This is a genomic window from Pseudactinotalea sp. HY158, assembly GCF_009660225.1.
Taxonomy (GTDB): domain Bacteria; phylum Actinomycetota; class Actinomycetes; order Actinomycetales; family Beutenbergiaceae; genus HY158.
In genome coordinates, this window is record NZ_CP045920.1 from 3,468,022 (window position 1) to 3,494,920 (window position 26,899).

Consider the following 26,899-nt stretch of genomic DNA (forward strand, 5'->3'; position numbering starts at 1 on the left):
GGGATCTCACCGAGCGTCGTTGAGCGTCGCCACCCCGATGGCTCCGCCCTCTTGACCCCAAGACTCCAGGATCTCCAGGTACCGGCCGCGATCCATGAGCTGCTGCATCGCGGCTTGCACGGCAGCACGCAGCTCGGGCCGATCCTTCGAGACGATCATTCCGCTGCGCTTCGGGTCTTGGACCTCCCCCGTGATCTCGAATTCCGATCCGGCCGCGGTCGCGGCATAGAGGCCTGCGACGTCCTCCATCAGCATCGCCTCGGTGCGCCCACTCGTCAGCGCCAGGATCATCGCCGCTTGTTCGTTGAAGACCTGAACCTCGAGTTGCCCGAGCCCGTCATCGGCACATCGATCGGCCTGATCCTCCGCGTCGCCCACCTGGTAGGTACCCTTCACCACACCAACCACATGACCACACAGGTCGGCCAAGTGCTCGATACCCAACGGACTATCGATCCGGACAAAAATTCCGGAACCATTCTCGAAGTAGTCGATGAAGTCGACCTGCTCACGTCGCTCGGCGGTGTCCGCCATCGTCGCGATCCCTATGTCATAGCGTTCGGACTGGATGCCGGGAATCAGTCCGTCGAAGCTGCCTGGGATCACATCGGATTCGACTCCGAGTACGGCAGACAACTCGTCGGCAAGATCGACGTTGATGCCGACCACAGTCTGATCATCATCCCCCGACATCGTGAACGGCGGGAAATACGGTTCGACACCCCAGTGGATCACGCCATCTTCTCGAACATCGTCGGGGAGTAAGGCGGATGGCCCACGTGCAGCAGCCGTCCGGTCCGCCACTGGATCGCTCTCGGGCACTCCCCCACAGGCCGATGCTGCCAGCGCCACGACCACCATCAGGGTGGCTCTGCGGCCTTTGGTCTTCATCGATTCTAGACGCATGCTGCTCCTTCGCAGGATCGGGTATGGCCAGGTCGGCCCGGCCGAGGAGGCCTCGGCGAGACCCTCTCCGCCCTCATCACCTCGGCGTCGACAACTGAGACGCCCACGTGGGCAGTGCCTTCCCGGCCAGGTAGGCACGCCCACGTAGGCGCAACTCAACTCCTATAGAACACGGTGTCGATCTAGAGAACCTTCGCGAGGAACGATTGGGTTCGTGGACTCTGCGGGTTTCCGAGCACCTCGGCCGGGGGACCTTGCTCCTCGACGACGCCGGCGTCCATGAACACGACTTCGTCTGCTACCTCACGTGCAAAATTGATCTCGTGAGTCACCACAATCATCGTCATGCCACCAGCAGCCAGTTGGCGCATCACGTCGAGGACCTCTCCCACGAGTTCGGGGTCGAGCGCGGAGGTGGCCTCGTCGAAGAGCATGAGCTTCGGCTGCATCGCAAGTGACCGCGCAATGGCTACCCGCTGTTGCTGCCCTCCGGAGAGATGTCGCGGGTAGGACGATGCCTTGTCGGCCATACCCACCCGCGCAAGAAGCTCCTCTGCCCTCGCGACAGCCTGCGCCCGCTCCACCTTGCGAACCTGTATGGGCGCCTCGATCACGTTTTCGAGCGCGGTGCGGTGCTCAAACAAGTTGAAGCGTTGAAACACCATTCCGATCTCGGCCCGGTCGCGAGCGATCTCCTTCTCCTTGAGCTCGTAGAGCTTGGTTCCCTTCTGGCGAAACCCGACCGGAGAGCCGTCGACATACAAGACGCCACCGTTGATGCGTTCAAGGTGGTTGATACAACGCAAGAATGTGCTCTTACCCGATCCGGACGCTCCGAGCAAACATACGACCTTGCCCGCCTCCACCTGAAAGTCTATTCCCTTGAGTACCTCGTTGGACCCGAAGCTCTTTCGAACCTTTCGCGCGTCCACCATAAGATTGCTCATTTGGAACCTCCCTCGTCGGACCGTCGTCCCGCACGCCCACTCACCGCAGTGAGCCGATTCACGCCACTCAACATCCGCTGCGACCACGTGGTCGTCCCGACTGTGCGCTCCGGGGCGAGACGCCGCTCGAGCGTCCCCTGGAATACCGCTAGAAACGATGTGACGATGAGGTACCAGATGCAGGCGACAACGAGTAGCGGGATGGTCTGGAACGTCTTCGAGTAGATGAGTTGCACGGAGTATAGAAGATCCGTCATCGAGATGATGCTGACCAGCGAGGTCACCTTGAGCACGGTGATCAGTTCGTTTCCGGTCGGCGGGATGATGACGCGCAGCGACTGCGGGAGGATGACCCGCCTCATCGTCTTGGCTCCGCTGAACCCAAGGCCCTTCGCCGCCTCTACCTGGCCGGGATCGACAGAGGATATCCCCGATCGGATAATTTCTCCCATATAGGCGCCCTCGTTGAGTCCCAACGCAAGGAGCGCGGCCGTGAACGGCGTAATGAAGTCGTTCGCACTGCCTGAGAATACCTGACCAACGATGGGTAGGTCGACAGTTATCTCAGGGTATACCGCGGCAAGGTTATACCAGATGAGTAGTTGCACGAGCGGCGGCAGGCTTCGCACGACCCATACGTAAAATGATGCAACTGCGACAAGCACCGGATTGCCGGAGTGGCGCATGATCGCGAGCACCGTGCCGAGAAGGATCCCGAGCACCATGATCCAGAACGTCAGGTTGAGCGTGTGGAGGAGGCCCGTGACCACGGACGTGCTGAAGAAGTATTCGCGCACCACCCCCCACTCCATACGAGGATTACGGGCGAGGCTGTTGACAACCAGGACGAAGAGCCACAGGATCAGTGCTGCACCGACCCAGCGACCATAGCGTCGGCGTGGGATCATCTGGAAGGTCCCGACATCTGCTTCCGGAGGGCCACCGCGCAACTCCTCAGCCTCTTGAGCACTTCTAGCGGTGTGTGGTGGGGCTTGCGACTTCATCATTGCTTGCGTCTCAGTTTCCGTCATTGATCGTGATCGTTTCGAGAGCGCCGCTCTCCTGACCCCACTCCTCGAGGATCTCCAAATACCGACCGTTCTCGACGAGCTTGCATGGCGGCCTGGACTGCATCACGCAACTCGGAGCGCTCGGGCGAGACGATCATGCCCTTACGCTGAGGGGTTTCGATCTCGCCCGTCATCTCGAACTGCTCACCACCTTCCGTCGTAGCTGCGTAGCTGCCTGCGACGTAGTCCATGAGCATGACTTCGGTGCGCCCGCTGCTCAGAGCAAGCAACATTCCCGCCTGCTCGTTGAAGACCTGCACGTCCAGCTTCCCCGCCCCGTCCGTATCGCAGAGTTCCGCCTGGGTCTCCGCGTCGATAACCTGGAAGGTGCCCTTGACGACGCCAACCGAGTGACCGCACAAGTCGTTCATGCCTTCGATGTTGAGCGGGTTCCCCGGCTTGACGAAGATCGCGGAGCCGCTCTGGAAGTAATCGATGAAGTCGACCTGCTCGCGGCGCTCTTCGGTGTCCGCCATGGTCGCGATTCCTACGTCATAGCGTTCCGACTGGATCCCGGGAATCAGGCCGTCGAAGCTTCCGGGCAGGACCTCCGCCTCGACGCCGAGGAGAGCGGAGAGCTCCTCGGCAAGATCGACGTTGATGCCGATGACGTCGGTCCCGCCGTCCTCCGACATCGTGAAGGGTGGGTAGTACGGTTCGACGCCCCATGAGATGACGCCGTCATCCCGCACATCACTCGGAAGCATCGCGGCGAGCTCTGAGGAACTCTCACCACTGCCGCTCGTCCCGCCTTCCGAAGGTCCGTCCGGCCCTGCCTCGGCCTCTGCTCCGTCGACGGAGCAGGCTCCAAGGCCCAGAAGGCAGACTGCTGCGGTCACAGCGAGGGTTCTGTGCCCGACGGTCAGGAACTTCCGTTGCATAGTCTCTCCTTGAGATCGTCACACGCGTCGTCGCGTTCACGCCCATGTGATGTGCATCATGATGATACTTGGGTGACATGTTGCAGGACTACGACCAATGTGTCAAGCCCCTCTTTGCCTCTCGATTGCGCAGCAACTCGGCCGGAGCGCGCCTTCACCCGCAACGGTGTCTCCTGCTCATCTGGCCGGCCACCGCGCGCCGGACTCGGTTGCCACGGCCTGGCCGCCGTGATGCCTACGCCATGTGGGTGCGACACCGAGGCCCACGAAGGGCGCTTCGCGACCGTGGATCCCATCAGCCCCGTTCTCCCTCGGGGCCTGCGAATTCTCGTGGACCGGGATGGGGTGATCGCGCGAGATGTGGCACGCGCAGCGGGCGCATCACATGCGCTGTAGCGATGCTCGGCATCATTGCGCTCGTGGCCGAGTCGGCTGAACCCGCTGCGCAACCGGGCAACTGGGCCCACTGGGCTCACTGGGCTCACTGGGCTCACTGGGCCGATTGAGCCGGCTCGCCCAGGCGATCAGTCCGGGCGATCAGCCCAGGGTGACGAGGAACCCGTCGTCGTCGCACACGATCGCCCGCTCCACGCCGCCGAGGGCGCTGCGCACGGCCCAGGCGCAGTTCTCGATCACGGCCACGACCGCCGGGTTCGCGAGCGATTCCTCCTGGGCCGCGAGCCACGCCGCCCGCTCCTGCGGCTCGAGCTCCGGGACCGGTGGGGGCGCGTAGTACCGCACCTCGTAGACGTACGCGGTCGCCCCGGCCCAGGCGGCATCGGCCACGACGATCGGCGTGACCGGTGCCTCGTCGACCGTGAGCACGACGAGGCCGCCGTCGGCCTGCGGCGCGTGCACGGAATAGGACTCGCTCCCCGGCCCCGGCTCGGCCAGCGCGTGGGCGTCGAAGGCGTCCGCCTCCGCGTGCAGCCAGCGCCGGTGACCGTCGTCGAGCCCGTGCTCGACCACCTCGGGAACGGTGGGTCGCGGCGGGGGGCCCGCGGCGTCGTCCCCACGGACCGTGACGAAGGGAGCGAGCGCGGCCCGCGCCGCGGCCGGCTCGAGCCGAGTGTCGGAGAAGAGCAGCAGATCGGGGATCGGCGGGGCGCCCACGAGTCGGCCCGTGCTCGTGCGCACGGCACCGCCGAGACGCCGCGCGAAGGCCATGATCAGCTCGACCGTGTCGCGTTCGAGGCCGATCGGCTCGCCGTCGGGGAACGCCGCGAGGATGCTCCCGGCCGTGCGCAGTTCGGGTGGGATCGGGCCGCCCCGCTCGGCCGGCACGCGGAACTCCACGACGTGGCGCACCCAACCGGGCACGTGGTCCGCGGGCGCGGGCGGCCGCGGGCCCGTGCACGTGACCGCGCCGGACCAGGCGAGCGTGCGGGGATCGGGCCGGAACACCTGGTGCACGCGGGAGAGGGCGAGCGCCTCGAGTTCCGCGGCGCTCACGTCCTCGGCGAGCAGGAGCAGGTGGATCGCGGTCATCGCATCACTCGTCGGGTGTGATCCGGGTGCGGTGGAAGTTCAGGTGGGAGCGGGAGGCGGTCGGACCGCGCTGGCCGAGGTAGCGCGAGCCGGTGGCGCCCGCCCCGTAGGGGAGCTCCGAGGCGCTCGTGAGCCGGAAATAGCACAGCTGGCCGATCTTCATCCCGGGCCAGAGCGTGATCGGCAGGGTGGCCACGTTGCTCAGCTCGAGGGTCACGTGCCCGGAGAATCCGGGGTCGATGAACCCGGCGGTCGAGTGCGTGAGCAGGCCGAGCCGCCCGAGCGAGGACTTCCCCTCGAGCCGCGCCGCGAGGTCGTCGGGCAGCGTGACGACCTCGAGCGTCGAGGCGAGTACGAACTCCCCGGGGTGGAGCGTGAACGACTCCTCGGGGTCGACCTCGACGAGCCGGGTCAGCTCGGGCTGCTCGGCCGCAGGGTCGATGACCGAGTACTTGTGGTTGTCGAACAGCCGGAAGTAGCGGTCGAGGCGCACGTCGACGGACGCGGGCTGGACCATCTCCGGCTCGAACGGGTCGAGCCGGATCCGCCCGGCCGCGATCTCGGTCCGGATGTCGCGATCTGAGAGCAGCACGCAGTCAGCCTACTTGCCGTCGATCAGGGACGACGCTCGGCCAGGTATCGCTCGATCGCCGCCTTCGTGGAGGCGTCCTGCCCGTCGAGTGCCGCGGCATCGCCGGAGAGGGCGGGGGTGATCTGCTGCGCGAGCTGCTTGCCGAGCTCGACGCCCCACTGGTCGAAGGAGTCGATGCCCCAGACCGCCCCCTGGACGAACGTGATGTGCTCGTAGAGGGCGATGAGCTGGCCGAGCACGCCCGGGCTCAGCTCCGGGGCGAGGATCGAGGTCGTGGGCCGGTTGCCGGTGAACACCCGAGCGGGCACGATCTCCTCGGCGGTGCCCTCGGCCCGCACCTCGTCCGCGGTCTTGCCGAATGCGAGGGCCTTGGTCTGGGCGAAATAGTTCGCCATGAACAGGTGGTGGACGTCCTGATCGCCGTCGGCGAGCGCGTGGGCCGGATTGGCCACGGCGATGAAGTCGGCCGGCACGATCCGTGTGCCCTGGTGGATGAGCTGGTAGAACGCGTGCTGGCCGTTGGTGCCCGGCTCCCCCCAGAACACCTCGCCGGTGTGGGCGGCCACGGGGGCGCCGTCATAACGCACGCCCTTGCCGTTCGACTCCATCGTCAGCTGCTGCAGGTATGCCGGGAACCGGTGCAGGTACTGGGAGTAGGGCAGCACGGCATGGGTGTGGGCGCCGAGGAAGTTGACGTACCAGACGTTGATCAGGCCCATGAGCAGCGGCAGGTTCTCGGCCGGCGGGGCGGTGCGGAAGTGGTCGTCGATCGTCGCGAAGCCCGCGAGGAAGTCGGCGAAATTCTCCGGGCCGATCGCGATCGCGAGGCTGAGCCCGACGGCGGAGTCCACCGAGTAGCGGCCCCCGACCCAATCCCAGAAGCCGAAGGCGTTCGCGGTGTCGATGCCGAACTCGGCCACCTTGTCCAGGGCGGTGGAGGTGGCCACGAAGTGCTGGGAGACCGCGCCGGTGTAGCTCTCCTCGTTCGCCTCGATCACGCCGCGCTCGTGCAGCTTCTCGAGCAGCCACGTGCGGGCGAGCCGGGCGTTCGTCAGGGTCTCGAGCGTGGTGAAGGTCTTGGACGCGACGATGAACAGCGTGGTCTCGGGGTCGAGGTCCCACAGCGCCTCGGAGATGTCGGTCGGGTCGATATTCGACACGAACCGGCACTGGAGGCCGAGCTGCACGGAGGGCTTGAGGGCCTCGTAGGCCATGACCGGCCCGAGGTCGGAGCCGCCGATCCCGATGTTCACTACGGTCTCGACCCGCTTGCCGGTCACTCCGGTCCACTCCCCCGAGCGCACCCGGCCCGCGAAGTCGTAGAGCCGCCCGAGCACGGCGTGCACGTCGGCGTCCACGTCCTGGCCGTCCACGACGAGGGGCTCACCCGCACCGGCCGGTCGTCGCAGCGCGGTGTGCAGCACCGCGCGGTCCTCGGTGGTGTTGATGTGCGCACCGGCGAACATGTCGTCGCGGCGGGCGGTCACGCGGGTCTGCTCGGCGAGGTCGAGCAGGAGCCGCAGCGTGTCGGGCGTGAGGAGGTTCTTCGACAGGTCGACCCACAGATCGCCGGCCTCGCGGGTGAATCGGGCGGCCCGACCGGGGTCGGCGGCGAACCAGCCGCGCAGGTCCGGACGCAGGTTCTCGGCATGGGCGCTCAACGCGGCCCAGGCGGGCGTGGTGGTCGGGTCGATCGATGCGGTCACGGCTTCTCCCTCGCGGATGCACTCGGCTGGGCCACTGCGGCTCCGCTCAGCCTAGTGGCGCGCGTGCCGGACGGGCGAGGACTCCGGCGGCCCACTCAGCCGGGGGCGCGACCGGATGGTCGAGGGCCCGGATGGTCGAGGGCCCGGCGGATCATTCGGTATGCTGGGCGGTGTCCGGTGCTCCATCGGGCGCTGCGGGTGTAGTTCAATGGTAGAACTTCAGCTTCCCAAGCTGATAGCGCGGGTTCGATTCCCGTCACCCGCTCCACGTCGGTGACTTCCCGGTCCGGCTCCGTCCGCCTCTATCCGGCTCCGTCCGACCCGCGGGGTACGGCACGGGCCGGCGCCACACGGCACAATGGCCGCATGCCGCACGTCGCCGCGCTCTACCGCCACCCGATCAAGGGGTTCACGCCCGAGTCCGCCGACCACCTCGACGTGCAGACCGACGGCCGCATCGCCGGCGACCGCGTGCTCGCATTCCGCTTCCCGGACGCCCTCTCGCCCGAGGACCGCGACGGCCTCGACTACTGGCCCAAGGGCGGTGGCCTGTGCGTGCGAGACTTCCCCTCGCTCGTGCGCCTGCGCCTGCGCCACGCCGCCGGGCGAGTCCGGCTCGAGGCCGGCGGCGAGGTGCTCGCCGAGGAGCGTGTGGACGACGCCGGTCGCCTCCGCCTGACCGCTGCGGTCACGCGTTTCCTCGCCGGGACCGAGGACGCCGACCGGCTGGAACGCTTCGGCCCGCTCACGCTCGTGGGCGACGGTCGCTCCGCCCGGTTCCAGGACCGCCCCCAGGGTTTCGTCAGCGCCCACTCCCGCTCGAGCCGGGACGCACTCGCGGGGGCCATGCGCACCGACCTGGACGAGCGGCGGTTCCGATCGAACGTCTCGGTCGCGGGGCTGCCCGCATGGGCGGAGGACGACCTCATCGGCCGGCGGGTCCGCCTCGGGGAGGTGCGCTTCGCCGTCCATGCGCCGATCAACCGGTGCCTGGCCACGCACGCGAATCCGGTCTCGGGCGAGCGGGACGCGCCCGTGCTCACCACCCTGACCCGGGTGCTCGGGCGGCCGCAGCCGAGCTTCGGGATCCTCCTCGTTGCGGACGGGCCCGGGCGGATCAGCGTGGGCGACCCGGTCGAGGTCCTCGGGTAGTCACGGCCACCCACATGGGTGCGCATGAGACGACCGGGGCGATCCGACCACCCCACAGGTAGTCACGGCCACCCACATGGGTGCGCGTCAGACGACCGGGGCCATCCGACCACCTGGCAGGTAGTCACGGCCACCCACATGCATCAGGCGATCCCGAGGGCACGCAGTCCCGCGGTGGCCGCCGCCGCCACGAGCAGCACGATCGGCAGCGGGGCGCCGCGCCAGGCGAGCAGACCGGAGAGCGCGACCCCGGCGGGACGGGCCCACCCGGCGAAGGACTGACCGTCGGTCAGCGCGCTCGTGGCCATGACCGAGGCGAGGATGAGCATCGCGGCGTCCTCGACGGCGAGCTGGAACCTGGGATAGGCCGCGATCCGGTCGCCGATCTCGCCACCGCCGGCGCGCATCGCGTACGTGCCGATGCCGAGCAGGAGGCCGCCGAGCAGGATCTGGGTCAGCTCACCCATCGGCGCCGTCCTCGGCCCGACCGGACGGAACGGCCGGACCCGTACCCGCTGCGCCCTCCTCGCCCGCCCGTTGGGCGAGCGCGTCCCGGGTGCGCCACACGGCGAGCGGCAGGGCGAGCAGGCCCGCGATCGGTCCGAGCCCCTGGGGCAGCAGCAGCGCCGCGGGCACCGAGACGAGCACGGCCACGACGATCGCCGGGCGCATCCGGGCGCGCTTGAGCGCGGGCAGCACGAGCGCGAGGATGACGGCCGGGAAGATGGCGTCGAGACCGAAGGCCTCCTGGTCGATCCCGCGGCCGAGGAGGCCCCCGACGAACGCCCCGGTCGGCCAGGATATGAGCACGGCGATCCCGGCGAGACCGTAGGTGCGCTTCGCCCGCTCCGGCTCACGCTCGGCGAGCGCGAAGGCCACGGACTCGTCGTTCATCACGTGTGAACGCCACGCACGGGTGCGGCCGTGGCCGAGGTAGCGGCGCACCGCCATGCCGTAGGGCACGTGCCGCACGTTCACGAGGAGCGCGGCGGGCAGGGCGAGCCACGGCGAGGTCGCGGTCGCCAGGCCCACGTAGAGCATCTCCGAGGATCCGGCGAGCACGATGACGCCGAGCACGGGCGCGACCCACACGGGCAGGCCGACGCCGACCGTCATCGCACCGTAGGCCACGCCCACGAGCGCCATGGCGCATCCGAGCAGCACGACGGCGCGGATCGTGTCCACGTCGCGGCGGCCCGCAGCTGCTCCCATGAGTCGACATGCTTCGGCACGCCGCCCGGCCTTGGCAAGTCGGCCCGGGCGCGTCTTGGGATCGGGGAGACGCAGCGCACAGGGCGATCGGGAGACTCGTCGTGCCGGCACGAGGAGGGGCCGCGCGGACGTCGGTCACCTCGGGGCGGGCAGGTCGGGCGGGTGGGCGAGCAGCTGCTGGATCGGACGGAGCGCGAGGTCGATGCTCACGAACCGCATGACGACGTCGCGCGCCACGGCGAGGGGCAGGCTCGTGCGGCACATGAGGGTGGCGAGCCGCCGGGACGTGTCGTGGGCGGCGGTGACGCGGGGGCGCTGGGCACGCTCGTAGGCGGCGAGCCGGCCGTCGAGGTCGGCGGCGCCGGGGGCGTGGGCGTGGGCATGGGTGAGGTGGCGGGCCAGCACCCAGGCGGATTCGATCGCCATCCCGGCCCCGATGCCGGCCGTGGGCAGGAAGCCGGCGGCCGCGTCACCGAGGAGGACCGACCGGCCACGCACCCAGCTGCCGGCGCGCGCGTCGACCAGCGGCCACCAGAACGGATCGGGGTCGTCCACCAGCGCCGTGAGCACGCGGTCGATCCGTTCCGGCACCACGCGCAGGGCCCGCCGCACCCGTTCGGCGTAGGCGGCGGGGCCGGCGTCGCGGATGGCGCGGGGGCCGCCGAGGAAGGCGCCGAGCGCGCCGAGCACGGGGTAGGCGCCGACGAGGAAGCCGTCTCCCCACAGTTCACTCCCCAGGCCCGGGTCGGCGTCCGGCCGCGCCCAGACCACCCAGCCACCCCAGCCGGTGTCGACGGAATCCACCGGCTCCCCGTCGTGGAGGAGGCCGCGGGTGGTCGAGCCGATGCCATCGGCGGCGACGATGAGGTCGACCTCGAGTTCGGCGGGCCGTGCGCCGGCGAGGCACACGCGGAGGGGAGCTGCGTCGTCCCCGCGCTCGACGGCGCTCACGGTGGTGCCGTGGGCGACCTCGCACGTGACGGTGGCCCCGGCGAGGCAGTCGAGTAGCGCGCCGCGGTCGATGCCGCGGTAGTCGCCGTAGCGGTCGAGGAGGCCGGCGATCGGGTCGGTGCGCAGCACGCGGCCGCGGTGGGAGTGGATGCGGTAACGGTCGAACCGCTGGGAGCGCCGGCGGTAGTCGGCGCCCGCGCCGAGCTCGTCCAGGGCCGGGTCGACCATGGACATGAGCGCGAGCATGTAGCCCCGGTCGGCGTGGGCGTCGGCGTCGTGGCGCTCGATGAGCACGGGGTGGCGCCCGGCCCGGCGGAGCAATTGGGCCAGGGTCGTGCCGGCGATCCCGGCGCCGACGACGAGGATGCGTGGTTCCCCCGGATCGGCGCGGTCCAGCTGGTCCGCGGCGGGGGTCTCGACGATCATCTCCACTCCTTCCGACGAGCGTTTGGACCGGGTGGTCCAGAAGCGTAGCAGCGATTGGACCGCCCGGTCCAGGCCCGGGTAGGCTTCCGGCATGTCGAGCGACCGGATGCCGCCCGAGCGGCGCGCGCGGCTCGTGCGGGTGGCCGCCACGGAGTTCGCCGCCGGGTACGAGGCCGCCTCCCTCAACCGGATCATCCGGGAGTGCGGGCTGAGCAAGAGCTCCTTCTATCACGCGATCTCCTCCAAGCGGGAGCTCTTCGACCTCGTGGTCGACGACCTCGCCGCGGCGGTGTCCGCAGCCGTGCCGCTGCCCACCCCGGAGTCCCTGGGCTCGGCGGACTCGCCGGCGGGGGCACCGGGCGGGGACTTCTGGGGCGGCGCGCGGGCCCTCATGGGAACGCTCGTCGAGGCCGCCACGCGGGTGCCCACCTTCGCCGCACTCGGTGCGCTGTTCTACGTCTCCGACGCGCCGACGGGCAGCCGGCTCACCGAGTTGGACCGCGCCATCGACGCCTGGGTCGGCCGGGCGCTGGAGCTCGGCCGGGCGAGCGGCGCCGTCCGGACGGACCTGCCCACGGATCTGCAGTACCGGCTCGCGCTCGCCGCGCTGCGCGCGCTCGACCGGTGGAGCCTCGAGCACCTCGAGGAGGTCGTGGGCGCGGGGGCGCTCGCCGAGGCGCAGCTGGACGCCGTGCGCCGGCTGCTCGAACCCTGAGTCGACGGCGCGCGACGCGACCGGGCAGACGGGCCGGCGGCGACTCAGGCCTCCTCGCGGGCCGCCCCCGGTTCGCCGGGATCGGCCCGCCGGGCCTCGCGCCGCTTGGCCACGACGGCGATGCGGCGCGCGACCGGCTCGGCGAGTCGGGCCAGGATCGGCCCGACGACAGCCATGATCATGACGTACGTGGCCGCGAGCGGACCGATGCCCGCGATCCCCGCGGAGGTGGCCAGGCCGGCGATGACGATGCTGAACTCCCCCCGGGGGACCATCATCGCGCCCGCGCGCAGCTGCCCGGGCCGGGCGATGCCGGCACGGCGGGCCGCCCAGCCACCTACCCCGACCTTCGTCAGGATCGTGACGAGGGCGAGCGCGAGGGCGACCCCCAGCACGTCCGGGATCTCGGCCGGATCCGTGCGCAGGCCGAAGAAGACGAAGAACACGGCCGCGAACAGGTCCCGCAGCGGGGAGAGCACGAGCCGGGCGCTCTCGGCGACCTGCCCCGACAGCGCGATTCCCACGAGGAAGGCCCCGACCGCCGTGGACACGTGCAGCTCCTCGGCGAAGCCCGCGACGATGAGCACGAATCCGAGCAGGCCGAGCAGGAGGAGCTCATCGCTGGCGGAGAACAGCAGCCTGTTGATGAAGCGGCCCCAGCGCAGCGCCACGAACATGACCAGGGCCACGGCGACCACGGCGCCGACGACGCTGATCGTGCCGCCGACCACGCCGACCCCGAGCAGGAGCGCGGTGAGCACCGGCAGGTAGATCGCCATGAGCAGGTCCTCGAAGACCATGAGGGAGAGCACGACCGGAGTCTCCCGGTTCCCGAGCCGTCCGAGGTCGGTGAGCAGCTTGGCCACGATGCCCGAGGAGGTCGCGTAGGTGACGCCCGCCATCGCCACGATCCCGGCGGCCGGCCAGCCGAGCAGCATCCCCACGAGTGCCCCCGGGGCGGCGTTGACCACGAAGTCGACGACGCCGGCGGGCGACTGGGTCCGCAGGTTCGCCAGCAGCTCGTCGGCGGAGTACTCCAGACCGAGCATGAGAAGCAGCAGAATGATGCCGACGTCGGCGCCCACGGAGACGAAGGCCTCGCTCGTGGCGAGCGGCAACAGTCCGCCGACCCCGAACACGAGGCCGGCGAGCAGGTAGAGCGGGATGGGCGAGATGCGCACGAGGGCGGCGAGCCGCCCGAGCAGACCCAGTCCGAGGATGATCGCGCCCAGTTCGAGCAGACCCCTCGCCGAACTCATGCCTACCCGTTGATGATCTCGTCGACGGCGGCGATCGCCTCCTGTGTTCCCACGACGATGAGCTGGTCGCCTGCGGCGAGCTCGAAGTCGGGGGTGGGCGAGGGGATCGCCTCGCGATCGCGCAGCACCGCCACGATCGAGGCGCCCGTGCGGGTACGCACCTCGGTGCCGCCGAGGGTGTCGCCCCCGAAGCGGGAACCGGCCGAGATCGGCACCTTGGCGGTCTGCAGGCCCGCGACCTGCTCGGTCAGCCGGGCGAGGCGCTCGGTCACGCGCCGGGTGGCGAGGAACTCGGCGAGGGTGTCGGCCTCCGCCGGGGTGAGCGCGACGGTCTCGACGCAGGCGTCGGGATCGTCCTCGGCATAGATCACCAGGTCGCGTCGGCCCGTGTGATGGGAGACGACGCCGATCCGGCGGCCCGCGACCGTGCGGAAGTCGTCACGCAGGCCGATCCCGGGCAGGGGCGCCTCGTTGACCTCGATGGATTCCTCGGCGGGAAGCCCGCCTCCCGAGGAGAACGTGCCGGGCATGAGGCCTCCAGTGGGGAACGGTCACGCGCCGCATGTCGTCGGGACGCGACGCCGCCATGCTACGCCTCGCCGCCGCGCGATGGTGGGCCGGGTGCGCTCCGGTCCGGCGAGCGGCGTCAGTCGAAGAGCCCGCGCACGTCCTCGGCCGTGAGTGCCCGGGCGAAGGGCTCCTCCGAGTCCATGACGGCGGAGAACAGGGCCGCCTTCCTGCGCTGGAGGGCCATGACCTTCTCCTCGATCGTGTCCTCTGCCACGAGCCGGTAGACCATGACGTTCTTCGTCTGGCCGATGCGGTGCGTGCGGTCGACGGCCTGGGCCTCGGTCGCGGGGTTCCACCACGGGTCGAGCATGAACACGTAGTCGGCCTCGGTCAGCGTGAGCCCGAAGCCGCCGGCCTTGAGGCTGATGAGGAAGACCGGCGCGGCCCCCGAGCGGAACCCCTCGATCACCTTCGGCCGCGAGCGCGTGGATCCGTCGAGGTAGACGTAGTCGATCCCGAGCGCCTCGCAGCGGTCCGCGGCCATCCGCAGGAAGGACGTGAACTGGCTGAAGACCAGTGTCCGGTGTCCCTCGGCGACGATCCCGGGGAGCACCTCGGCCAGGGCGTCGAGCTTGCTCGACCCCAGGCCGGCATGCTCCGGGGCGATGAGCTCCGGCGCGAGGGCGAGCATGCGCAGCAGCGAGATCGATCGGAACACAATGAAGCGGTTGCGATCGAGGTCCTCGACCAGGTCGAGCACCTTCTGCCGTTCCCGCTGGAGCGTCGTGTCGTAGAGCTGACGATGCCGGGCGGACAGGTCCACCCGGATCACCTGCTCCTGCTTCGGGGGCAGCTCCCGGGCGACGGCCTCCTTCGCGCGGCGCAGCATGAACGGGCGCAGCCGGCGGCGCAGCCGGTCGAGCCGCTCCGGCATCGCGCCCGATTCGATCGGGCGCACGTACTCCTCCCGGAACCGGCGCGCCGACGGGAACAGGCCCGGGGCGGTGAGGGAGGCGAGCGCCCACAGATCGGTCAGGGAGTTCTCCAGCGGGGTGCCGGTGATCGCCAGCCGGAAGGGTGCCCGGATCCGGGCGATCTCGCGGTGGGCGCGGGTGGCGGGGTTCTTCACGAACTGGGCCTCGTCGAGCACGAGGCCGCTCCAGTCGGCGGCCGTGAACTCCTCGGCGTCGAGCCGGGCGATCGCATAGGAGGTGACCACGAGGTCCGCGCCCGCGACCTCCTGGGCGAGCGAGGTGCCCCGCTTCCCCCGGGTGGCGGTGATGGCCAGCGCGTGCAGCTGCGGGGTGAAGCGCGCCGATTCGTTCAGCCACGTGCTCACGACCGAGGTCGGGGCGATGACCAGGAACGGCGGATCCACCTGCCCGCCGGCGGCAGCGTCGCCGCCGGTGCGCGCGTGGGCGATGAGGCTGAGGGTCTGCAGGGTCTTGCCCAGGCCCATGTCGTCGGCGAGGATCCCGCCGAGGCGGTGCCGCCACAGGAAGGCGAGCCACCGGAAGCCGTCGAGCTGATAGGGCCGCAGCACGGCCCGGACCGAATCCGGCTGCGGCCGGGCCTCGATCGAGTCGAGGTCGCGCAGGCCGGCGACCGACTCGCGCCAGCTCCGGGCCTCGACGGTCTCGTCGGCCAGGTCCTCGAAGTCCGCCCACAGGTCCACCTGGTAGCGGGAGAGGCGGGGCCGGTCGGGCTCCCATTCGGGCAGCGCCTCGGCCTCGGCGAGGAGCTCGCGGAGCTGGTCGAAGGCGGGATGCTCGAGTGAGAAGTAGCTGCGGTCGACGAGCAGGAGCTTCTTGCGGCCCCGGCTCAGTGCCTCGAACAGCCGCACGAACGGGATCTCCCGGCCCTCGACCGTGATGAGGAAGCCGAGGTCGAACCAGTCGGTGCGCTCGGTCTCGACCGTCGTCACCGTGACGCTCGGCGCGCCCGTCAGCTCCTCGAAGGCCGGGCGCCGCCCGAGCACCTCCACCTCGAGGCCGGCCTGTCGTTCGAGGGCGGGCAGGATGCGTGTGGTGAACTCGGCCGTGGACACGTCCGTCAGCTCGTGGGTGGCGCGCCCGGTGCCCCCGGGCCACAGCGACTCGGCCACGGCCACGAGTTCGGCCTCGCGGGCACGGTCGCGCGGCCCCGCGAGCGCGGACCCCGGCGCGGGCCCCGGTGCAGGCCCGGGCTCCGGCTCGAAGGGCAGCAGCCGGGGCGGGTCGTGATAGTGCCACTGCCACGTGAGGGTCACCCGGTTGCGGGAGCGGAAGGCGGCGGCGAGCCGGAGGGTCGCGGGCTCGATCGGCGGCAGCGTCACCGCGTCGTCGCCGGAGCGCACGGGCATGGCCGACCGCAGCCGCGGATAGTAGGTGGCGTAGAACTCCGGGACGTCCGCCGGCGGGATCTCCAGGGCGCCGGCCTCGACGAGCCGGCGCTGCTCGGCACCGAAGGGGGTCGCCGTGGGCGTGAGGACGACGCGGACGGAGCGGTCCTCGAGCCGCGCCGCCCACAGGCCGTGGTCGCCGATGGGCGACCAGGTCGCGAGTTCGCGCCCCTCGACGCCGACCCGAGGCTCGAGGCGCAGGCCGCCGTGGGAGCCGGGCAGCGCCGTCCATTCGACCACCGCGCCGGCCCCGGCGGCGACGGAAACGGTCACGGCGCGGTCCAGGCCCACGAGCTCGATCCCGAGCTGCTCGGCGTCGGCGAGGAGGGTCCACAGCAGCGGGCTGCGGAAGTCCGCCAGCGGCAGGCCCTCGGTGTCGACCCCGGCATAGCTCGTGCGGGTCGCGTCGTAGAGGCCGAGCAGCTGGCTGAACCACAGCAGCTGGTCGGGATCGAGGGAGAGCCGGTGGATCTGGTGGGCGAGCGTGCGCCAGGTGAGGTTGCCCTTGATCCAGGCGCCGGACTTGCCCCGGCGCAGCGGGCGCACCGTGAGCGCGAGGGCCTCCCCCGCGGCGACGAGCTCGCGCACCGGGCGGACCGAGGCGAACCGGTCGGCGCGCAGCGCGAATCCGAGCGCGAGCGGGGAGCGGTCGCGCGCCTCCGCCCCGCCGATGCCCGCGAGCCGGCCGCGCCAGGAGTCGGCGATCGCCCCCTCCCCACCGGCAGCATTCGAGTCGGGGCCCGGGCCCGACTCGAGCGCGCGCCAGTGGCAGCTGAGCATCGTGGCCACGGCGTGCTTGCAGGCGGAACCCACCGGGCAGCTGCAGGCCATGAACGCGGGCGACCAGGCGCCGTCCCCACGCTCGAGATCGACGCGGCAGCGGTACGGCGCGGCCGAGTTGCCGAGGACGACCGAGGTGAGCACGCCGTGCTCCGAGGACCAGGTCAGGCCCGCGACGGCGCCCTGGCCGGCGTACTGCTCGCCGCGGTCGAAGCTGCCGCGGTCGACCCGGGCGCGCACCGCGTCGACGTCGATCAGGGGCAGGGGGTCGGCCACCCGGACATGGTCTCACGGTCCCCCTAGGCTGGCACCATGACCGATCCCGCCGATCTCGTGAGCCGCTTCCACGCCACCTACTCGCTGCCGGTGCGGCAGGGCCCGCCGACGGCCGACCTCGAGCGGATCCACCTGCGCATGGCGCTCGTCGCGGAGGAGTTCGCCGAGCTCGTGGGGGCCGTGTACGGCGAGGCGGCCGAGGCCGGGATGGTCGAGGCGTTCGAGCGCGCGCGGGCGGCGGACGCGGGCACGCGCGACGTGGTCGCCACCGCGGACGCACTCGGCGATCTCGTGTACGTGATCTACGGGATGGCGCTCGAGTGCGGGATCCCGATGGACCGTGTGCTCGCGGAGATCCAGGCCTCGAACCTGTCGAAGCGCGGAGCCGGCGGCGAGCCGATCCTGCGCGCGGACGGGAAGGTTCTCAAGGGACCGGACTACTTTCCACCGCGGATCGATCGTGTGCTCGCCGAGGCCGCGGATCCGAGCTGACGCCCGCCGGTATCACGAGTCCTGACCGGCTCACACGTCCCGTCGGGCCCACCATGTCAGCGGGGTCGGCCGCTCCGCCCGCGCGTGAGGACGGCGACCAGGAAGCCGCTCTCGGGCGTGAACGGGCGTAGGTCCCAGCTCTCGTAGCGGCTCTCGACGTCGAGGCCGGCGGCGCCGACGTCGGTGAGGAAGTCCTCGATCAGGTAGCCGCGGCCGGCACCGAAGCCGGTGGCGATCCGTCCGCCGGGGGCGAGATGGTCGCGCAGCCGGGAGAGCACGCCCACGCGGGTGCTCGGCGCGAGGAAGGGCATGACGTTCCCGGCCGCAACGATCGCGTCGAAGCCCGCCGGGACGCCGGCGGCCGGCAGGTCGAGCTCGGCCAGGTCGCCGACGATCCAGGTGCCGCCGGGGTGGTCGGCGCGGGCCGCCTCGATGAGGACCGGGTCGACGTCGACGCCGACGACCGTGTGCCCCTGGGCGAGGAGGTGCGGGGCGAGCCGGCCCGAGCCGCAGCCGGCGTCGAGGATCCGCGCGGCCCGCGGCACGAGGGCGTCCACGAGCCGGGCCTCGCCGGAGACGTCCTCCCCCGCGGCCGCCTTGGCGCGGAACCGCTCGACGAACCACCGGGAGTGATCGGGGTTCTCGGTGACCATCGTCTCCCAGCGCGACTTCTCGACCATGCCCCTCAGGCTACGGCGCCCGTGCACGCGCGACCGGGCGGAAGGTCCCATCGGCCGCATCCGGCAGCTACCCGGTACCGTCGGTACGGGGAACTGTGCCCGGAACCACACCGCTCCGGGCCCCGACCCGGCCCACACTCGCGTGCTCCCGGCGTAGATTCGCGCGGTCCGTAGTGCTCAACCGGCGCCGGCGCGCCGTTCGAGGAGTGTGCCCATGTCCCCCGAGTCTCCCGCCGAGCCCGCCGAGCCCACCGAGGCGATCGGGCCGGATTCGCCGATCGAGGCGAGTGCGCCGACCGAGGCGAGTGCGCCGACCGAAGCGGATGCGCCGGCCGAGCCCACCGACCCGACCGAGGCGGATGAGCCGGCCGGGCCGGATGCGCCCACCGAGCCGGAGGAACCGGCCGAACCGGCCGAACCGGAGGCGCCGGTCGAGCCGCAGCCCGCCGTCCGGCTCGAGGGGGCCGGACTGCGCAGCGGCCGCGGCTGGGTGTTCCGAGACGTCTCGTTCACGGCGCACACGGGCACGACCACGACCCTGACCGGCCCCTCGGGCAGTGGCCGCTCCACCGCGCTGCTCGCGTGCGCGGGGCGACTCGACCTGACAACGGGGAGCGCCGCCGTCCATCCGCCGAGGCGGCGGGTGCGCGACCACGTGAACGTGGCCCGGATCGCGGGCGTGATCGGGCTGGATCCGCAGCTGAGCGTCGCCGACAACGTGAACGACGCCGCCGACTGGGCCCGGTTGCGACGGACGCAGGCCCGGGATCTGCTCGCCACCTGGCGCAGCCGCCTCGACCTGCAGTTGCCCTCGCGGCTCCCGGCCGGCGAGCTCGCCGCCGACGAACTCACGCTGCTGCACCTGCTGTGCGCCACGCTCGGGAACCCGCGGGCGATCGTGCTCGACGACTTCGACGCCAACCTGACGATCCCCCAGATCGCGCGCCTGTGGAAGCTCACGGCTCGGGTCGCCGCGGGCCGCGTGAGCGCGCCGGTGGCCGTGATCGTGAGCACGGTGGCCGCGCTGCCGCCGGCCGGCGAACGAGTGATCCACCTCGGCGACGCGAACGGAGCAGCCGCATGAGAACCCTGCGCCTGGCGATGACCGAGATCACGCGCCATCACCGCCCGCTCCACCGCCTCGCGGTGCTCTTCCTGCTCATCGTGCCGAGCCTGTACGGCGCGCTGTACCTGTGGTCGAACTGGGACCCGTACGGGCGCCTCGACGATGTGCCGGTCGCCGTGGTCAACCACGACGTGCCGGTGACCGTCGACGGCACCGAGGTCGCTGCCGGGGACCAGCTGGTCGAGAACCTGTTCGCCGACCCGGTCTTCGGGTGGGAGCTGACCGACGAGGCAAGCGCCGCCGACGGGCTCGCCCGGGGCGACTACTACCTGACGATCACGATCCCGGCCACGTTCTCCGCGGACCTGGCCTCCGGGGCCGAGGGCACCCCGCGCCGGGCGGTCGTCGACATGCGCCGCGACGACGCGAACGGCTTCGTGGTCGGCATCATGGCCGAGACCGTGCAGAAGCAGCTGCACGACCAGATCAACTCGGCCGCCACCCAGGCCTATTTCGAGTCGGTCTACGGCGATCTCGACGCGCTCCGCGGCGGCCTCGTGCAGCTTCAGGACGGCGCCCACGACCTGGCCGCGGGCCTTACCGACGCCGTGGACGGCTCGGCGGAGTTGGCCGGCGGGCTCACCGACGCCGTCGACGGCTCGGCGCAGCTCGCCGACGGGGCGGCCCAGGTCGCCGACGGCACCCAACAGATCGCGGACGTGATCAACCCGGTCGCCGACGTCATCGCCCCCGCGATCCCGGGGATCGCCGCCGAGTCCGAGGACCTCGCGGGCAGTGCCGCGGAGCTGACCGGCCTCGTCTCCGGTGCCGGTGACACGCTCCACTCCCGCACCGAGGCCGTGACCGGCGCCCTGACCGACTACCTCGCCGCCCATCCGGAGGCGGGCGAGGACCCGCTCTTCGCCGCCGTCACCGATGCGGCCACCCGGGTGGAGGAGCGCACCGGCGAGATCGCCGGCGTCGCGGACGACGTGGACGAGGGGGCCCGGACGATCCACGACGCGACCCGCGAGATCGTGGCCGCCGCCCCGAACCTGCAGGCCGAGGTGACCGACGGCCGGGCGCGGATCAACGACCTCAACGACGGCGCCCACCAGGTCGCCGACGGGGCCGCCGAACTCGCCTCGCAGCTCCGGCCCGCACGCGACGGCGCGGGCGAGCTCGCCGCCGGGCTCGCGGGCGCCGGTCCGGGCTCGGCCGACCTGGCCGCGGGGGTGGACCACCTCGTGGCCGCCGTGCCCGCGCTCGATCCGCAGACCCGGGAGGCGAACGCCCAGATCCTGGGGAACCCGACCGAGGTGAACCTGGCCGTGGACAACCCGGCGCACGTGTACGGGCGCGGGCTCGCGCCGTTCTTCTTCGCGATCGCGCTGTGGGTGTTCGGGATCGTCGTGTTCCTCGTGCTGCGTCCGACCACCGGGCGGGCGCTGGCGAGCCCGGCGAACCCGGTGCGGATCCAGCTCGTGGGCTGGCTGCCGATCCTCGGACTGGGGCTCGTCGGCTCCTATCTGCTGCTGGCGATCTCGTGGTTCGCGCTCGGCCTCGATCCGGTCGACCCGGCCGGATCGGTGCTCGTGGTCACCGTGACCGTGGCGCTGTTCACCCTCATCGCCCACCTGGCCCGCAACGCCCTCGGGCTCGTGGGATCCGCCGTGCTGCTCGTGCTGCTCATGCTGCAGCTCATCTCCTCCGCAGGGATCTATCCCGTGGAGACCCTGCCCGGGCTGCTCCAGGCGATCCATCCCTACCTGCCGATGAGCTACGTGGTGGACGCGTTCCGGATCGTGTTCACGGGCGGCTCCGGGGCCAAGCTCGCCCAGGACCTGGCGATCCTCGCCGGCCTGGCCGCGGTGGTCTTCGCCGCCGGGGCGCTGCTCGTCGCCCGCAAACGCACGTGGTCACTGCTCACGGTGCATCCGCCGCTGGCCGAGTGACCCGCCCCGAGCGGTGGAGGCCGATCGCCACTCGGCTGCGGTTCCACCGCTCGGAGCGTAAAATGCGGGCAGGAGAGGCGGCGTCGTCGCAGCCACGCGAAGGGGAGGCCATGACCAACCTTCTGGCCGCATATCAGGCCGGCACCCGGCCGCCGGCGGCCGCGCACGACGAACTGCTCGACGCCAGTGCCGCGGCCCGGTCCGCCTGGGACCTGCTCGCCACCGACCCCGGGCTCTCCTCCCCGGCCGCGCTCGCCCAACGGCAGGCCGACCTGACGGGGATCCTCGTGGAGGAGGGGGTGCGGGCCGGGGTCGCCGACATCCGCGACTGGACCCTCGACCCGCTCCCGGTCATCCTCGACGAGCAGGAGTGGCAGCACCTGGCCGCGGGCCTGGCCCAGCGCGCCGAGCTGCTCGACGCGATCCTGACCGACCTGTACCGCGAGCGCCGGCTGCTCACCGAGGGGGTGCTGCCGGCCGAGCTCGTGCTCGGCCACCCCGGGTTCCTGCGGGCGGCCGACGGGATCAGGGTGCCCGGCCCGCACCAGCTGTTCATGACCGGCAGCGAGATCGCCCGGCGCGACGACGGCACCTGGCTCGTCACCGAGATCGGGACCGACCTGCCCCGGGGCCTCGGATTCGCCCTGACGACCCGGCGGGCGGTCTCGCGGGTGCTCGCCGAGGGCTACCGGCACATGCCGATCCGCCGCGTCGGGCCGTTCTTCCGTACGGTCCGCGACTCCCTCGGCGCCCTCGCCCCGCACGGCGCGAAGCGGCCCCGGATGGCGATGCTCGTGCCCCAGCCGCCCGGGCTCGACCAGTTGCACCTGGCGGACGCCCTCGGCCTGCCCGTGGTCGACGCCGGCGACCTGCACATGGCCGACGGGCGGGTGTGGATGCGCTCGGTCGGCGACATGGAGCCGGTGGACGTGTTGCTGCGCCAGGTCGACTCCGCCCGCAGCGACCCGGTCGACCTGTACAGCCAGTCGGTCTCCGGGGTGCCCGGCCTGCTCGAGGCGGCCCATCACGGGGCCGTGAGCGTGGTCAACCCGATCGGATCGGCCGTGCTGGAGAACCCGGCGCTGCTCAGCTACCTGCCGGCCGCCGCCCGCACCCTCCTCTCCCAGGAGCTGCTGCTGCCCTCGGTGCCCACGCACTGGTGCGGGGAGCGGGAGATGGGTTCGCACGTGATCGCGCACCTGCACGAGCTCGTGGTCACGTGCACCTCGACCGGGCACCAGTACCGGGGCTGGGAGCTGAGCACCGCCGAGCGCACCGATCTCGCCGTGCGGATCGCGGCCATGCCCCACGACTGGGTGGGCCAGGAGCCGGTCGAGCTCGCGACCACCCCGATGCTCGGTCCGCTCGGGCTCACCCCGGCCGTCACGAGCATCCGCACCTTCACCGTGGCCACCGCCGCCGGGTTCGAGGTGCTGCCCGGGGGCGTGGCCACGACGGGGCCGCTGCCCGGCCGGCTCACGGGCTCGGGGCATGCGAAGGACGTGTGGGTCCTGTCCGCCACCCCGCCCGACGACGCCCTCGAACCCGGGCTGCTCACCGGCCCGATCCCGCTCAGCGCCGCCTCGGCCGGGAGCCTCTTCCGGTTCGGCGTGCTGCTCGAGCGCACCGAGGCCCAGCTGCGGCGCCAGCGGGCCGCCGTCGAGGACGAGGCCGCCCTGACCGGGCTCATCGACGCCGCCCCGGAGGCGACCGCCGCCGCCCTCGGGCGCCTCGGCCGGGCCGCCCAGGCCGTGCGGGAGCACCTCACCCCCGAGGCCTGGCGCACCCTCACCATGCTCGACGAGCCGGGCGCGATCGCCGACCGGCTCGTCGCCATGGCCGCCTTCTCCGGGGTGCTCGCCGAATCCGTCGTCCGCGACGACGGCTGGCGCGCGCTCGATATGGGACGGCGCCTGGCTCGCTCCGAATTCCTCGTCACCTCCGTCGCGGCCGTGCTCGTCACGCCCGCCGACTACTCGCTCGAGGCGGACCGGATCGCGGCCCTCGCGCGGATGCACGACATCGCCCTGTCGCATCGGCGTCAGAGTCACGAGCACCCGCCGCTGCCGGCGCTGCTCGACCTGCTGCTGGCGGACCGCACGAATCCGCGCTCGCTCACGTATTCGCTCGAACGGTTCGGCGAGGACCTCGAGCGGCTGCCGCGACCGCACGAGGCGAGCGGCGTCGTCCAGGAGCAGCTCTCGAGCATCCTGCGCGAGCTCACCCGGGAGATCGACGGCGCCTGGCTCGCGGAGGCGGACTCCACGGGGCGGCTGCGCCACCTGGAGGACCTGACCGAGTCGGTGCGCTGGCGGGTGGGTGCGCTCATGAGCACGCTCGACCGCTGGTCGCCCGCGGATGCGGTGCTGTGGTCCGGGGGAGGCGACGATGACTGAGGGCGTCTTCTTCGCCATCACCCACCGTGCGGATCAGCGGTATCGGCGGCCGGTCACCTCGGCGTACGGGCGGTTGCTGCTCACGCCCCGGGCGGGCGGCGGGCAGCGGGTGCATGCCGCCGCGGTGACGATCGATCCGGAGCCCGACCGGCGGCAGGTGCGCCGGGACTTCCACGGCAACATGTCCACGTTCATCCAGCTGACCCAGCCGTACGACCGGCTGACCATCTCGGCCGAATCGATCGTCGAGCTGACCCGGCGCCCACCCGACCCCGCCTCGCTGCCGCGGCTGAGCTGGGAGCACACGGCCCAGGCGGTGCGCACCGTGCTCGACGCGGAGGGGACCGGCCATGCGGGCAGCGTGAGCGCGGCGCTCGCCGTCGCCGAATCACGACTCGGCTCCCCGCTCGTGACGCCGAGCGAGGAGTTCCGGGAGTTCGCGGCGCCCTCGTTCCGGCCCGGGCGCCCGCTGGTCGACGTCGCGGGGGAGCTGAGCATGCGGGTGGCGGGCTCGGTGCGGATCGTCCCCACGGCCCGCGCCGGCCCGCAGGGTGCCTCGACCGCGCTGCGGGAGGCGACGGGCACGGTGAACGACGCCGCCCATCTGCTCCTCGCCGCGGCGCGGTCGATGGGGCTCGCGGCCCGGTATCTCACGGGCTATCGCTTCGATCAGGCCTCGGGCGCCGGCGAGCTGCACGCCTGGGCGTCGCTGTGGGTGCCCGGGGGCGGCTGGATCCACGTGGATCCGAGCCGAGGCGGGTTCGTCGACCTCGACTACGTGGCGCTCGGCTGGGGTCGGGACGCCTGGGACGTGCTGCCGCTGCGGGGGGTGGCCTACGGGTCGGAGCTCGCGGGCCGCCCCGAGGTCGAGGTGACCATGCGATCCCTCAGCCCGGAGGAGGCGGCCGAGCTCGCCGTCGGGGTGCGCACGGGATCGCGGTGAGGTCGCCCGGCACGGACCTCGAGACCGCCGGCCCGGGCATGGGTCCGGGTCGAGACTCCGGGTCGAGACTCCGGGTCGAGACTCCGGGCATGGCGACGGGGTGGCAGCGGCGCTCCGCTGCCACCCCGTCGTCACGGCCCGCTCAGGGCGATTCAGGTGAGCCAGGGTGAGCCCGGGTGAGCCAGGGGCCTAGCGGCCGATCTGCGAGCGGGCGGCGGCCCGCAGGATCGCACCGACCTCCCGCTGGGTGAGGATCCCGTCGTCGGCGAGCGGCCGAACGACGTCACCGACATGACGCACGAACTGGCCGTGGTTCTCATAGTCGCCGGCCTCGTCGATGAGATCGTTGATCGTGCACCCGTCGCCGAGGTCGGCGTTGGCCACCCCGGTGTCGATGCCGTCGATCGTCACGGTCGCGCGGCCGTCCGGGCAGTCGCCGGGCTCGCCCTCCTGGACGATGGTGAAGGAGACGCCGCCCTCGGCGGTGTTGCCCGCGACGTCCGTGGCCCGGTAGTCCACCGTGTGCCCGCCGACCTCGGTGACCGCCACCGGCCCGTCATAGGCGACGAACTCCCCGCCGTCGAGGCTGTACTCGACCACGTCGACCCCGGAGCCCGCGTCCGTGGCCGTGACGGCCACCTCGACCGAACCGACGTAATCGCCGTCGTCGTTCCGCTCACCGGCCACCTCGGCACCGACCTCCGGAGCGGTCGTGTCCGGGTCCGGCCCGGCCTCCTCGACGATCGTGAACGAGACGCCGCCCTCGGCGGTGTTGCCCGCGAGGTCCGTGGCCCGGTAGTCCACCGTGTGCCCGCCGACCTCGGCGACCGCCACCGGCCCGTCATACGCGAGGAACTCCCCGCCGTCGAGGCTGTACTCGACCACGTCGACCCCCGAGCCCGCGTCCGTGGCCGTGATGGCCACCTCGACCGAACCGACGTAATCGCCGTCGTCGTTCCGTTCACCGGCCACCTCGGCACCGACCTCCGGAGCGGTCGTGTCCGGGTCCGGCCCGGCCTCCTCGACGATCGTGAACGAGACGCTGCCCTCGGCGGTGTTGCCCGCGACGTCCGTGGCCCGGTAGTCCACCGTGTGCCCGCCGACCTCGGCGACGACGACCGCCATGTGGTAGTGCGTGTATTCGCCGCCGTCGAGGCTGTACTCGATCGCCGCGACCCCGGAGTCCGCGTCCGTGGCCGTGATGGCCACCTCGGCCGAGCCGACGTAATCGCCGTCGTCGTCCTGCTCACCGGTCACCGCCGCGGCGACCTCCGGAGCGGTCGTGTCCGGGTCGGCGTCCTCGACGATCGCGAAGGAGACGCTGCCCTCGGCGGTGTTGCCCGCGACGTCCGTGGCCCGATAGTCCACCGTGTGCCCGCCGATCTCGGTGACCGCCACCGGTCCGTCGTAGGCGAGGAACTCCCCGCCGTCGAGGCTGTACTCGACCGCGTCGACCCCCGAGCCCGCATCCGTGGCCGTGATGGCCACCTCGGCCGAGCCGAGGTAGTCGCCGTCGTCGTCCTGCTGACCGGTCACCGCCGCGGCGACCTCCGGAGCGGTCGTGTCCGGGTCCGGGTCGCCTCCGTCGGCGGTGACGACGAGCTCCCCCACCATCATGCCGTGGCCCGGGATCACGCAGTGATATCGGTACGTCCCCGGGGTGAGCGTGATCTCCGCCTCGTAGTAGCCGCCATTCTCGTCATAGGGATTGGCGGTGATGTTCAGGTCGACGTCGTGGTTGTAGCCGGGCGTGGTCGTGTCGAAGGTCAACGTGTGCGGCATCCCGGTGGTGTTCCCCGCCGCCCGGCTGTTGTCGAAGATGACCGTGGCGGTGCCGGCGACCGCCGTGGCGGGTGCGGAGAGGTACTGCGTCACGCTGTTGCCCGCGGTCCAGGTGAGGACCTGCTGCTGAGCGGTCGCGGCCGTGGGCACGATGAACAGGCCGATCATCGCACTCAGGAGGCCGATGACGAGTCGCCGAAGCACTCCCCAGCTCCTGGCCCGGGGACGGAAAGAGGTCACGTGGTGGAACATGAGAGCGGTGCACCTTTCAGATTGCGGCGTGCTCAGAGGCAGGGGGCCGGTGCGGCGACAGTTGCTGCGCGCCGCACCGGCC

Annotated in this window: 22 protein-coding genes and 1 tRNA gene; 8 read left to right on the forward strand and 15 right to left on the reverse strand. The window is 71.6% G+C overall.

Features of this window, described 5'->3' with window-relative positions; all coding sequences use genetic code 11:
• Positions 1-6: 6 nt before the first annotated feature.
• The 7 genes from GCE65_RS15335 to pgi form a co-directional block, all read right to left on the reverse strand.
• Positions 7-891 carry an ABC transporter substrate-binding protein gene (locus GCE65_RS15335; RefSeq protein WP_194928743.1) on the reverse strand — a complete coding sequence of 295 codons (885 nt, stop codon included), beginning with the start codon at positions 889-891 and terminating at the stop codon, positions 7-9.
• A 197-nt stretch (positions 892-1,088) separates the two neighbouring features.
• Complete coding sequence (locus tag GCE65_RS15340) at positions 1,089-1,853, reverse strand: amino acid ABC transporter ATP-binding protein (RefSeq protein ID WP_305071544.1); 765 nt, start codon at positions 1,851-1,853, stop codon at positions 1,089-1,091.
• Positions 1,850-2,884 carry an amino acid ABC transporter permease gene (locus tag GCE65_RS15345; RefSeq protein ID WP_153878986.1) on the reverse strand — a complete coding sequence of 345 codons (1,035 nt, stop codon included), beginning with the start codon at positions 2,882-2,884 and terminating at the stop codon, positions 1,850-1,852. The genes GCE65_RS15340 and GCE65_RS15345 overlap by 4 nt, the downstream gene beginning before the upstream one ends.
• A complete protein-coding gene (locus GCE65_RS15350; protein ID WP_153878987.1) occupies positions 2,881-3,804 on the reverse strand; it encodes an ABC transporter substrate-binding protein in 924 nt (307 codons plus the stop codon). Before GCE65_RS15350 ends, GCE65_RS15345 begins: the two co-directional genes overlap by 4 nt.
• Positions 3,805-4,341: 537 nt before the next feature.
• A complete protein-coding gene (locus GCE65_RS15355; protein WP_153878988.1) occupies positions 4,342-5,292 on the reverse strand; it encodes a hypothetical protein in 951 nt (316 codons plus the stop codon).
• 4 nt (positions 5,293-5,296) lie between these two features.
• Positions 5,297-5,884, reverse strand: a complete 588-nt coding sequence (dcd, locus tag GCE65_RS15360) for a dCTP deaminase (RefSeq protein WP_153878989.1) — start codon at positions 5,882-5,884, stop codon at positions 5,297-5,299.
• A gap of 23 nt (positions 5,885-5,907) precedes the next feature.
• The gene (pgi, locus tag GCE65_RS15365) at positions 5,908-7,590 is read right to left on the reverse strand and encodes a glucose-6-phosphate isomerase (RefSeq protein ID WP_153878990.1); all 1,683 of its coding nucleotides are present in this window, start codon (positions 7,588-7,590) and stop codon (positions 5,908-5,910) included.
• Positions 7,591-7,784: 194 nt separating this feature from the next.
• Here pgi and GCE65_RS15370 point away from each other — a divergent pair.
• Positions 7,785-7,858, forward strand: a tRNA-Gly gene (locus tag GCE65_RS15370).
• Between the two features lie 98 nt (positions 7,859-7,956).
• Positions 7,957-8,742, forward strand: a complete 786-nt coding sequence (locus tag GCE65_RS15375; RefSeq protein WP_153878991.1) for an MOSC domain-containing protein — start codon at positions 7,957-7,959, stop codon at positions 8,740-8,742.
• A 143-nt stretch (positions 8,743-8,885) separates the two neighbouring features.
• Here the strand turns inward: GCE65_RS15375 and GCE65_RS15380 are convergent, their stop codons facing one another.
• From GCE65_RS15380 to GCE65_RS15390, 3 genes are all read right to left on the reverse strand, one after another.
• A complete protein-coding gene (locus GCE65_RS15380) occupies positions 8,886-9,209 on the reverse strand; it encodes an AzlD domain-containing protein (protein ID WP_153878992.1) in 324 nt (107 codons plus the stop codon).
• On the reverse strand, positions 9,202-9,954 hold the full coding sequence (locus GCE65_RS15385) for an AzlC family ABC transporter permease (RefSeq protein WP_153878993.1): 753 nt from the start codon (positions 9,952-9,954) through the stop codon (positions 9,202-9,204). Before GCE65_RS15385 ends, GCE65_RS15380 begins: the two co-directional genes overlap by 8 nt.
• Before the next feature lie 135 nt (positions 9,955-10,089).
• A complete protein-coding gene (locus GCE65_RS15390) occupies positions 10,090-11,331 on the reverse strand; it encodes an NAD(P)/FAD-dependent oxidoreductase (RefSeq protein WP_153878994.1) in 1,242 nt (413 codons plus the stop codon).
• Between the two features lie 91 nt (positions 11,332-11,422).
• Between GCE65_RS15390 and GCE65_RS15395 the strand changes: the two genes are divergently transcribed.
• Positions 11,423-12,046, forward strand: a complete 624-nt coding sequence (locus GCE65_RS15395; RefSeq protein WP_153878995.1) for a TetR/AcrR family transcriptional regulator — start codon at positions 11,423-11,425, stop codon at positions 12,044-12,046.
• Between the two features lie 44 nt (positions 12,047-12,090).
• On the opposite strand, the gene GCE65_RS15400 is transcribed toward GCE65_RS15395, so the two are convergent.
• The 3 genes from GCE65_RS15400 to GCE65_RS15410 form a co-directional block, all read right to left on the reverse strand.
• The gene (locus GCE65_RS15400) at positions 12,091-13,305 is read right to left on the reverse strand and encodes a cation:proton antiporter (RefSeq protein ID WP_152909775.1); all 1,215 of its coding nucleotides are present in this window, start codon (positions 13,303-13,305) and stop codon (positions 12,091-12,093) included.
• Between the two features lie 2 nt (positions 13,306-13,307).
• Positions 13,308-13,835 carry a cation:proton antiporter regulatory subunit gene (locus GCE65_RS15405; protein WP_228760004.1) on the reverse strand — a complete coding sequence of 176 codons (528 nt, stop codon included), beginning with the start codon at positions 13,833-13,835 and terminating at the stop codon, positions 13,308-13,310.
• A gap of 116 nt (positions 13,836-13,951) precedes the next feature.
• Positions 13,952-17,251, reverse strand: coding sequence for a DEAD/DEAH box helicase (locus tag GCE65_RS15410; protein ID WP_153878996.1), 3,300 nt, complete (start codon positions 17,249-17,251; stop codon positions 13,952-13,954).
• Between the two features lie 36 nt (positions 17,252-17,287).
• Here GCE65_RS15410 and GCE65_RS15415 point away from each other — a divergent pair, with 36 nt between their 5' ends.
• Entirely contained in the window at positions 17,288-17,743 is a 456-nt protein-coding gene (locus tag GCE65_RS15415; protein WP_153878997.1) for a nucleoside triphosphate pyrophosphohydrolase family protein, read from the forward strand.
• Positions 17,744-17,799: 56 nt separating this feature from the next.
• Here the strand turns inward: GCE65_RS15415 and GCE65_RS15420 are convergent, their stop codons facing one another.
• A complete protein-coding gene (locus GCE65_RS15420) occupies positions 17,800-18,423 on the reverse strand; it encodes a trans-aconitate 2-methyltransferase (RefSeq protein ID WP_153878998.1) in 624 nt (207 codons plus the stop codon).
• A 214-nt stretch (positions 18,424-18,637) separates the two neighbouring features.
• On the opposite strand from GCE65_RS15420, the gene GCE65_RS15425 reads away from it, so the two are divergent.
• The 4 genes from GCE65_RS15425 to GCE65_RS15440 all read left to right on the forward strand — a co-directional run bounded on the left by GCE65_RS15425 (position 18,638) and on the right by GCE65_RS15440 (position 24,783).
• Complete coding sequence (locus tag GCE65_RS15425; protein WP_153878999.1) at positions 18,638-19,507, forward strand: ATP-binding cassette domain-containing protein; 870 nt, start codon at positions 18,638-18,640, stop codon at positions 19,505-19,507.
• Positions 19,504-21,444, forward strand: coding sequence for a YhgE/Pip domain-containing protein (locus tag GCE65_RS15430; RefSeq protein WP_153879000.1), 1,941 nt, complete (start codon positions 19,504-19,506; stop codon positions 21,442-21,444). The genes GCE65_RS15425 and GCE65_RS15430 overlap by 4 nt, the downstream gene beginning before the upstream one ends.
• Before the next feature lie 110 nt (positions 21,445-21,554).
• Entirely contained in the window at positions 21,555-23,840 is a 2,286-nt protein-coding gene (locus tag GCE65_RS15435) for a circularly permuted type 2 ATP-grasp protein (RefSeq protein WP_153879001.1), read from the forward strand.
• Positions 23,833-24,783, forward strand: a complete 951-nt coding sequence (locus tag GCE65_RS15440) for a transglutaminase family protein (RefSeq protein WP_194928744.1) — start codon at positions 23,833-23,835, stop codon at positions 24,781-24,783. The genes GCE65_RS15435 and GCE65_RS15440 overlap by 8 nt, the downstream gene beginning before the upstream one ends.
• A gap of 189 nt (positions 24,784-24,972) precedes the next feature.
• Here the strand turns inward: GCE65_RS15440 and GCE65_RS15445 are convergent, their stop codons facing one another.
• Entirely contained in the window at positions 24,973-26,769 is a 1,797-nt protein-coding gene (locus GCE65_RS15445) for a copper-binding protein (protein WP_153879003.1), read from the reverse strand.
• Between the last annotated feature and the right edge of the window lie 130 nt (positions 26,770-26,899).